Source organism: Streptomyces sp. MBT53, from assembly GCF_016654115.1.
Taxonomy (GTDB): domain Bacteria; phylum Actinomycetota; class Actinomycetes; order Streptomycetales; family Streptomycetaceae; genus Streptomyces.
Genome location: NZ_JAEQAZ010000027.1, coordinates 70,553 through 79,559 on the forward strand (window position 1 = coordinate 70,553; position 9,007 = coordinate 79,559).

Genomic DNA, 9,007 nt, shown 5'->3' on the forward strand with positions numbered 1-9,007 from the left:
GCGTGGGCTGTGCTTTACGCGGGGCATCGTATCGTCGTTGAGTGCGGGTGCGTGGGGGCCGGGCGCGCCCACGCGGCGGAGCCGCACATCGATACAGCCCCGCGCCCCTTAACTCTGCAAAGTGGGCGGAGTTTTGGCCGGACTGGTCTCCAGTGCTTCCAACGCCAGGCGGATTGCCTCGTCCAGCTGGGTGTCCCTGCCCGCCGCATAATCCTGAGGCCTCTGCACCACCTCCACGTCGGGATCCACCCCGTGGTTCTCCACCCCCCACCCATAACCCTCAAGCCAGAACGCGTACTTGGGCTGGGTGACGAGTGTGCCGTCGACCAGGCGGTAGCGGCTGTCGATGCCGATGACCCCGCCCCACGTGCGCGTGCCGACCACCGGGCCGATGCCCAGCGCCTTGATCGCCGCGTTGACGATGTCGCCGTCCGAGCCCGAGAACTCGTTGGCCACGGCTACGACCGGGCCGCGAGGGGCGTCCTCGGGGTAGCTGTACGGGCGCATGCCGCGCGGTAGGTCCCAGCCGACGATGCGGCGGGCGAGTTTCTCGACCACCAGCTGGGAGGTGTGGCCGCCCCGGTTGTAGCGGACGTCGACCACCAGGCCCTCGCGGGCCACCTCCACGCGGAGGTCGCGGTGGATCTGGGCCCAGCCGGGGGCCTGCATGTCGGGGACGTGGAGGTAGCCGAGGCGGCCGCCGGACCGCTCGTGGACGTAGGCGCGGCGGTCGGCGACCCAGGCGTGGTAGTAGAGGGGTTCCTCGTCCGCGAGGGGGACGACCACCGCGTGGCGGGGGTCTCCGCCGCCGGCCGGGGAGATGGTCAGCTCGATGGGTTTGCCCGCGGTGCCTACGAGGAGGGGGGCCGGTCCGGTGACGGGGTCGACCGGTCGGCCGGCCACCGCGAGGATCGCGTCGCCCGCGCGGACGGCCACGCCCGGTGCGGCGAGCGGGGCGCGGGCGGCCGGGTCGGAGGTCTCGGAGGGCAGGACGCGGTCGATGCGCCAACTGCCGTCCTCGTGACGGGAGATGTCGGCGCCGAGGAGACCCTGGCGTTCGCCGTTGCCGTAGCCGCCGCGCGGGGTGACGTAGGCGTGCGAGGTGCCGAGTTCGCCGTGCACCTCCCAGAGGAGGTCGACGAGGTCGTCGTGGGTGGCGACGCGGTCGAGGAGCGGGCGGTAGCGGTCGAGGACGCCGTTCCAGTCGACGCCGCTCATGTCGGGGCGCCAGAAGTTGTCGCGCATGATGCGGCCGTTCTCGTCGAACATCTGGCGCCATTCGGCGGCCGGGTCGACGGTCTGGCGGATGCGGGAGAGGTCGACGTTGATGTTCGAGTCGCTGTCGTCGTCCTCGGAGGCGGCGCGGCGGTCGCTCGGGACGACCCGCAGTTTGTGGTCGGTGCGCAGCAGGACACGTTTGCCGTCGCCGCTGACCTCGAAGTGTTCGGCGTCCCCCGCGAGGTGCTCGATGCGCTGCTGGGCGAGGTCGTAGCGCTCCAACTCGGTTTTGGGGTCCGGGTCTTCGGGGGTCGCGCGGGTGGCGCCGAGGACGCCCTGCACGGGGTGGCGCAGCCACAGGACGCCGTCCTTGGCGGCGCGCAGGTTGGAGTAGCGGCCGGCCTCGACGGGGAACGGGACGATGCGGTCGGCGAGGCCTTCGAGGTCGACGCGGGTGGTGGGGCGGCCCTCGCTGTCGGGGGTCTCGTCCTTGTCGGGGGTCTCGAAGGGGCGGCCGTGGCGCTGGGGTCCGAAGGGGGACGGGGTGGTGGCGGCGAGGGTGATCAGGTGCGGGCGGTCGCCGACCACGAAGGCGAGGTCGAAGACGTGCTCGTCGTAGACCGGGTCGAAGGAGCGGGTGGAGAGGAAGACCAGGTGCTTGCCGTCGAGGGTGAAGGCGGGGGCGTAGTCCTGGAAGCGGAGCGGGGTGGCCTCGGTGACCGAGAGGTCGGTGGTGTTGGCGAGCTTGAGCTGGCGCAGCGGGCGCGGGCCGGGGTGCGACCAGGCGAGCCAGGCGGAGTCGGGTGAGAAGGAGAGGCCGGAGGCGTCGCCGTTCTCGCTGCGGTCGACCTCGCGGACCTCGCCGGTCTCGCGCTCGATGAGGAGGACGCGGCCGTCGTGCGAGGCGACGGCGACGCGGCTGCCGTCGGGGGCGACGGTGAGCGCGAGGACGCGGCCGAGCTGTCCGGCGGCGATGCGGCGCGGGGTGGCGCCGGGGGCGAGGCCGGTGGCGGGGGCGAACTCCAGGGCGTCGTCGCCCTCCGCGTCCGTCACCCACACGACCCATTCCTCGCCGTCGACGCGGAAGGTGTGGGGCAGCCGGGCGCGTACGCCGGGGGTGGCGGCGAGGGCGCGGGCGGGACCGGCGCGGTGGGTGATCCAGTGGACGGTGCCGCGGACCGCGACGGCGCTGCCACGGGCGGTGTGGTCGGGCGACGCGGAGGCGAACCAGCGGGCGGCGGACACCGGGAAGGGCTGCTGGTCGGTGCGCTGTCCGCCGAGCCGGATGTCGAGGCGGCGCGGTTCGGCACCGTCCAGGTCGTCGAGGAGCCAGAGTTCACCGGCGGAGGAGTAGGTGATCCGGGTGCCGTCACCGGACGCGTGCCGGGCGTAGAAACCGTCGAGGGGGGTGTGGCGGCGGAGGTCGGTGCCGTCGGCGAGGGAGGAGTAGAGGGCTCCGGTGCCCTCGTGGTCGGAGAGGAACGCGATCCTCTCCCCCGACCACACCGGGTACTCGATGTTGCCGTCCAACTCCTCGTGCAGGCGCGTGAATTCGCCGGCACCCTCGCGGTCGATCCACAACTTGCCCGCCGTGCCGCCCCGGTAGCGCTTCCACCAGGCGGCCTCGCGGCCCATCGGGGCGGAGAGCAGGACGGTGGCGGCGGGACCTACGGCGACATCGCCAACGGGCCCGTACGGAAGGGTGGTTGCCGGTCCGCCGTCCAGCGGGATCGTGCGGGCCCAGCTGCGGCGGAGGTTCGCCTGGCCGTGGGTGCTCAGCGCTAGGACCTGTCCGTCCGCCGTCCAGCCGCGCACCTGGGTGCGTGAACTGCCCCAGTGCGTGAGGCGTTTGGCGGGTCCGCCGTCGACCGGGGCGATGTGCACCTCGGGGGCGCCGTCCCGGGTGGAGGTCCAGGCGACGGTGGTGCCGTCGGGCGAGATGCGCGGGTGGGTCACCGGCACGTTCTCGGCGCTGACCCGCCAGGCCCGGCCGCCGTCGAGGGGGGCCAGCCACACGTCGTCCTCGGCGGTGAAGGCGATCAACTCGCCGTGCAGGTGCGGGAAGCGGAGATAGGCCTGAGGACCGGCCTGGGCTGCGGACGCTGAGGGCTGAGTCACCTGATCAGCGTATGCAGCGGCGGCCTGTGAGGACAGCGGTTTGGATCACTTGCCCGCTATGGAAGGGCCCTCACTTGCCCTCCACGGGCCAGCAGGTCGGATCGCCCTTGCACCACATGGTCTTGGTGACCGTGACGGTGACGGTCGGTCCGGGGCCGTAGGTGAGGCTCGGGTTCGGGTTGACCACGGAGGAGGGTGTCGCCGCGTTGCAGTCGCCGAGCCCGGTCACGTGGAACACCTGCTTGCCGCCCACCTTGCCGACCAGGTCGCCGCGAACACAGGCGCCGTCGACGGCCCGGGTGACCTTGCCGGTGACGGTGATGTCCCGGTTGTCGTTCGTCTGCCCCTGGCAGTCCACGGAGACGACGGTGGACTCGGTCGGCGAGGGCGTCCTCCCGGGCGTGTAGGCCTTGTTGCCGCTGCCGTAGTTGCCCGTGCAGGTCAGATAACGGACGCCCACATGGTCCCGCTTGAGCTCCGCGGTCGCCGTCTTGTCGGTGGTGTACGCGACGGTCGCCGCGCTGAGATCACCGGGCTGGCACGCGACGACCCCGCCCACGGACACCATCGCGAGCCCCGCCACGGCGGCCACCCGCCGTCCGCGGGGCCGACGCCAGTTCTGCCTCAACGCCCCCATGGACGGCAGCCTGCCACCGTCGGGGCGCACACGGAAGAGCGCATACGGCCACCCGTGCGCCGGGGGCGCGGTCACCGGCGCACGATCGTCAGCCCCGGAGCAGCAGCCACTCCTGAAGCTCCACCACATTGCCCTCGGGGTCCTTGAGATGCGCGACCCGCATGCGGTCCGTCATCGGCGCCGGGCCGTGGAGGAGGGTCGCTCCCCGGTCGGTGATCTGCGCGCAGTACGCGTCCAGGTCGTCGACCCGCAGCACCACCAGCGAGCGGTGCCCGGTCACCGACTCCCCCAGTTCACCGAGGACTTGGGCCATCATCGCCCGGTCCTGAAGGGCGATCCCGGCCGACCCGACCGTCGGGCTGAACTTCTCGTACGGTCCCTCGGCCGCCCCCGACTGCGGCTTCAGGCCGAGGACTTCGGCATAGAAGCGGTAGCAGGCGGCGAAGTCGGTGACGAGCAGCCTCACTTGGGCGAGTTCCACGGTGGTCTCCCCTGTGGTTCCTGTGGTTCAGGACCAGCGTCCGGTGCGTCCCAGGAGCAGGGCCGTGGCCGCTGTCCCGGCGGTCGATGTGCGCAGCACGCTGCGCCCGAGCCGATAGGCCTTCGCCCCGGCCTCCTCGAAGAGGGCCAACTCCTCGGGCGAGACGCCGCCTTCGGGGCCCACGACCAGCACGATCTCGCCCTCGGTGGGGAGTTCGGCGGTGGCCAGCGGCTCGCTGCTGTACTCGCGGTCCTCGTGGAGGACGGCGGCGAAGTCGGCTTTGGCCAGAAGTGCCGCAACCTGCTTGGTCGTTGCCGCGTCCGCGACCACCGGGAAGCGCAGCCGGCGGGACTGCTTGCCGGCCTCGCGCGCGGTGGCCCGCCACTTCGCGAGGGCCTTCAGGCCGCGCTCGCCCTTCCACTGCGTGATGCAACGGGAGGCCGCCCAGGGGACGATGGCGTCGACCCCGGTCTCGGTCATCGTCTCCACGGCCAGTTCGCCGCGGTCGCCCTTGGGGAGGGCCTGGACGACGGTGATGCGGGGCTGCGGCTCGGGCTCCTCGCTGACGGACTCCAGGTCCATGACGACGAGCCGGTCCTTGCCCTCGGCCGCCTTGACGACACCCTCCATCCACCGGCCGCGTCCGTCGGTGAGGACGACGTCCTCGCCGGCCCGCATCCGCCGTACGGAGACCGCGTGCCGCCCCTCGGGGCCGTCGAGGACGTACTCGCCGCCGCAGAAGTCCGGCAGGACCAGGGGGTCGAGAATGAACACCGGAGCCGTCATCGGAGGTCACCCCCGGCGGACAACGCTGTCCGGGCGGAGGTCAGTTCGGCGACCAGGACCTCGACCAGCTGGCCGGCGGGCAGCTCGCGCGCCATGCGGTGGCCCTGGCCGGCCCACAGCGCCATGCCCTGCGCGTCGCCGGCCGCGGCGGCCTGCTTGCGGAGCGGGGAGGTCAGGTGGTGGACCTCGGGGTACGCGGCCGGCGCGTACGGGCCGTGCTCGCGCATGAAGCGGTTGACCAGGCCGCGGGCCGGGCGGCCGGAGAACGCGCGGGTCAACTCGGTACGTGTGAAAAGGGGGTTGGTCAGTGCCTGCTTGTGCACGGCGTTCGCCGCGGACTCCGGGGTGGCGAGGAACGCCGTGCCGAGCTGGGCCGCGCTCGCGCCCGCCGCGAGGGCGGCGGCGATCTGGCTGCCGCGCATCAGACCGCCGGCGGCGACGATCGGGAGGCTCACGGTCTCGCGGATCTGGGCGACCAGGGAGAGCAGTCCGATGCCGGAGCCGTCGTTCTCCGGGAGGTCGCGGTGGGTGCCCTGGTGGCCGCCGGCCTCGACGCCCTGTGCGATCACCGCGTCGGCGCCGGCCCGCTCCACGGCGAGGGCCTCCTCGGCGGTGGTGGCGGTGACGAGGGTGAAGGTGCCGGCCCGGCGCAGCGAGTCCAGCACCTCACGGGTGGGGACACCGAAGTGGAAGGAGGCGAAGGACACCGGGTTGTCGAGCAGCACGGACAGCTTCGCGTCGTAGCCGTCCTCGCGGCCGCTGTCCGGGTCGCCGAGTTCCGTGTCGTACCAGGTGGCCTCGCCGGCCAGCTGGTGGGCGTACACGTCGACCGCCGCCTTGTCCGCGTACTCCGGCTGCGGCATGAAGAGGTTCACGCCGAAGGGGCGGGACGTCAGGCTCCGCAGCTGCTTGATCTCCTGGTACATGCCGTCGGCCGTTTTGTACCCGGCGGCGAGGAATCCCAGCCCGCCGGCCTCGGACACGGCCGCGGCGAGCTGCGGGACGGAGACACCGCCCGCCATCGGGGCCTGCACGATCGGATGAGGGAAGAGATCGGTCAGTGCGGAGGACATGACGGCATGTTGTCACGTCCTCCGAACAAGTCCGAATCCGGCCTTCCGCCCGGCATAGGCCAGCTGCATGCCCGGGCGGAGACCGGTTCGACGACCTGTTCGACGATCGGTTCAGCGGCCGTTGAAGGCGTCCTTCAGGCGCGAGAACAGGCCCTGCTGCCCGGGCTGGAACGTCCCCATGGGGCGCTCCTCGCCGCGCAGTTTCGCCAGCTCCCGCAGGAGGCGTTCCTGCTCCACGTCGAGCTTGGTCGGGGTGGTGACCTCGACATGCACGATGAGGTCGCCCCGGCCGCCGCCGCGCAGATGTGTGATGCCCCTGCCGTGCAGCGGGATCGACTGGCCGGACTGGGTGCCCGGGCGGATGTCGACCTCCTCCATGCCGTCCAGCGTCTCCAACGGCACCTTCGTGCCCAGGGACGCGGCCGTCATGGGGAGCGTGACCGTGCAGTGCAGGTCGTCGCCGCGGCGCTGGAACATCGCGTGCGGCAGCTCGTGGATCTCGACGTACAGGTCACCGGCGGGGCCGCCGCCGGGGCCGACCTCGCCCTCGCCCGCGAGCTGGATCCGCGTGCCGTTGTCCACACCGGCCGGGATCTTCACCGTGAGGGTGCGCCGCGAGCGGACGCGGCCGTCGCCGGCGCACTCCGGGCACGGCGTCGGCACGACGGTGCCGAAGCCCTGGCACTGGGGGCAGGGGCGGGACGTCATGACCTGGCCCAGGAAGGACCGGGTCACCTGCGACACCTCACCGCGACCGCGGCACATGTCGCAGGTCTGGGCGGAGGTGCCGGGGGCGGCGCCCTCGCCGTTGCAGGTGTTGCAGACGACGGCCGTGTCGACCTGGATGTCCTTCGTGGTGCCGAAGGCCGCCTCGTCGAGCTCGATCTCCAGCCGGATCATGGCGTCCTGGCCGCGGCGGGTGCGCGAGCGCGGTCCGCGCTGCGACGCCGTGCCGAAGAACGCGTCCATGATGTCCGAGAAGTTCCCGAAGCCGCCCGCGCCGAAGCCCGCGCCCGCGCCGCCCGCCTGCGAGAGGGGGTCGCCGCCGAGGTCGTAGACCTGCTTCTTCTGCGGGTCCGAGAGCACCTCGTAGGCGGCGTTGATCTCCTTGAAGCGCTCCTGGGTCTTCGGGTCCGGATTCACGTCCGGGTGCAGCTCGCGCGCGAGCCGGCGGAAGGCCTTCTTGATCTCATCCTGCGACGCGTCGCGACGCACGCCGAGAACGGCGTAGTAGTCCGTGGCCACTTAGGACTCCGCCAGGATCTGTCCGACGTACCGTGCCACTGCGCGTACCGCTCCCATCGTTCCCGGGTAATCCATGCGGGTCGGTCCGACCACGCCGAGCTTGGCGACTGCCTCGCCGCCCGAACCGTAGCCGACCGACACCACGGAAGTGGAGTTGAGTCCCTCGTAGGCGTTCTCGTGACCGATCCGTACGGTCATGCCCGAATCCCCCGCCTCACCAAGCAACTTGAGGAGGACGACCTGCTCCTCCAGGGCTTCCAGGATGGGGCGGATGGTGAGGGGAAAGTCATGTCCGAAGCGGGTGAGATTGGCGGTGCCGCCGATCATCAGCCGCTCCTCGGTCTCCTCGACGAGGGTCTCCAGAAGGGTGGAGAGCACCGTCGCGACCGTGCCGCGGTCCTCGTTCTCGAAGGCGTCCGGCAGATCCTGCACGAGCTGCGGTACGTCCGCGAAGCGGCGGCCGGCGATCCGGCTGTTGAGCCGCGCGCGTAGATCCGCGAGCGAGGACTCCCCGAAGGGCGCCGGGCAGTCCACCATGCGCTGCTCGACCCGCCCGGTGTCGGTGATCAGCACGAGCATCACGCGCGCGGGGGCCAGCGACAGCAGCTCCACGTGGCGGACGGTCGAGCGGGTCAGCGAGGGGTACTGGACGACGGCGACCTGCCGGGTGAGCTGCGCCAGCAGCCGGACCGTACGGCCCACGACGTCGTCGAGGTCGACCGCGCCGTCGAGGAAGTTCTGGATGGCCTTGCGCTCGGGGCCGGTCATCGGCTTGACGCCCGCGAGCTTGTCGACGAAGAGGCGGTAGCCCTTGTCCGTGGGGATGCGCCCGGCACTGGTGTGCGGCTGGGCGATGTACCCCTCGTCCTCCAGGGCCGCCATGTCGTTGCGCACGGTCGCCGGGGACACGCCGAGGCTGTGCCGCTCGGTGAGCGCCTTGGAGCCCACCGGCTCCTCGGTGCCCACATAGTCCTGGACGATGGCGCGCAGCACCTGAAGCCTGCGTTCGCTGAGCATCGCGCACACCTCCAGTTCTGGTCGCCGTTTTGTTGCCGGGCTGCCCTTTCCTGGCACTCTGTGCGCGTGAGTGCCAGCGTTCCCCGGCCCAGTGTACGGCCGTGAGGTACACCCCGGGCAAGGCCGGTCCCACCGATGTCAATCCCTGGTGCCCTCACCGTTAGCGTCGCCGTATGACGGTGACTTGGGAAGAGGCGGGGTGGGAGCGGCTGGCCGCCGGGGTGGGCCGGTGCCGGCTGCCTGGCTGGGACTGCACGGTCGGGCTGGTGATCGGCGGGGACTCGGCGCTGCTGATCGACGCGGGGTCGAGTCTGGCGGAGGGCGCGCGGTTGCGCGGGCAGGCGCAGGCGCTCGCCGGGCGGCGCGTGCCGCTTCTCGCGCTCACCCACCTCCATTTCGACCATGTCTTCGGGGCTGCGGTGTTCGCGGGGG

8 protein-coding genes are annotated in these 9,007 nt (G+C 71.9%); 1 reads left to right on the plus strand and 7 read right to left on the minus strand.

Going from position 1 to position 9,007, the window contains the following annotated elements; translation table 11 throughout:
- Nucleotides 1–108: 108 nt before the first annotated feature.
- The 7 genes from JHN45_RS12820 to hrcA form a co-directional block, all read right to left on the minus strand.
- Entirely contained in the window at nucleotides 109–3,336 is a 3,228-nt protein-coding gene (locus JHN45_RS12820; protein ID WP_201049112.1) for a S41 family peptidase, read from the minus strand.
- Between the two features lie 70 nt (nucleotides 3,337–3,406).
- Nucleotides 3,407–3,919, minus strand: a complete 513-nt coding sequence (locus JHN45_RS12825; RefSeq protein ID WP_200713975.1) for a hypothetical protein — start codon at nucleotides 3,917–3,919, stop codon at nucleotides 3,407–3,409.
- A gap of 142 nt (nucleotides 3,920–4,061) precedes the next feature.
- The gene (locus tag JHN45_RS12830) at nucleotides 4,062–4,454 is read right to left on the minus strand and encodes a VOC family protein (RefSeq protein ID WP_200713972.1); all 393 of its coding nucleotides are present in this window, start codon (nucleotides 4,452–4,454) and stop codon (nucleotides 4,062–4,064) included.
- Nucleotides 4,455–4,481: 27 nt separating this feature from the next.
- Nucleotides 4,482–5,240, minus strand: coding sequence for a 16S rRNA (uracil(1498)-N(3))-methyltransferase (locus JHN45_RS12835; protein ID WP_200713971.1), 759 nt, complete (start codon nucleotides 5,238–5,240; stop codon nucleotides 4,482–4,484).
- Nucleotides 5,237–6,313, minus strand: coding sequence for a nitronate monooxygenase (locus JHN45_RS12840; protein WP_200713970.1), 1,077 nt, complete (start codon nucleotides 6,311–6,313; stop codon nucleotides 5,237–5,239). Before JHN45_RS12840 ends, JHN45_RS12835 begins: the two co-directional genes overlap by 4 nt.
- A gap of 111 nt (nucleotides 6,314–6,424) precedes the next feature.
- Entirely contained in the window at nucleotides 6,425–7,558 is a 1,134-nt protein-coding gene (dnaJ, locus tag JHN45_RS12845; protein WP_200713969.1) for a molecular chaperone DnaJ, read from the minus strand.
- Nucleotides 7,559–8,575 (minus strand): heat-inducible transcriptional repressor HrcA, encoded by a 1,017-nt coding sequence (hrcA, locus tag JHN45_RS12850; protein WP_200713968.1) that lies wholly within the window; start codon nucleotides 8,573–8,575, stop codon nucleotides 7,559–7,561. It lies immediately after the preceding gene.
- Nucleotides 8,576–8,748: 173 nt separating this feature from the next.
- Between hrcA and JHN45_RS12855 the strand changes: the two genes are divergently transcribed.
- On the plus strand, nucleotides 8,749–9,007 hold a 259-nt coding region (locus JHN45_RS12855), incomplete at its 3' end, for an MBL fold metallo-hydrolase (protein WP_201049113.1).

Bases quoted from the DNA above. Each gene is read 5' to 3' on its own strand.
- JHN45_RS12835 (WP_200713971.1), bottom strand. From the start codon at position 5,240: ATGACGGCTCCGGTGTTCATTCTCGACCCCCTGGTCCTGCCGGACTTC.
- JHN45_RS12840 (WP_200713970.1), bottom strand. From the start codon at position 6,313: ATGTCCTCCGCACTGACCGATCTCTTCCCTCATCCGATCGTGCAGGCC.
- hrcA (WP_200713968.1), bottom strand. From the start codon at position 8,575: ATGCTCAGCGAACGCAGGCTTCAGGTGCTGCGCGCCATCGTCCAGGAC.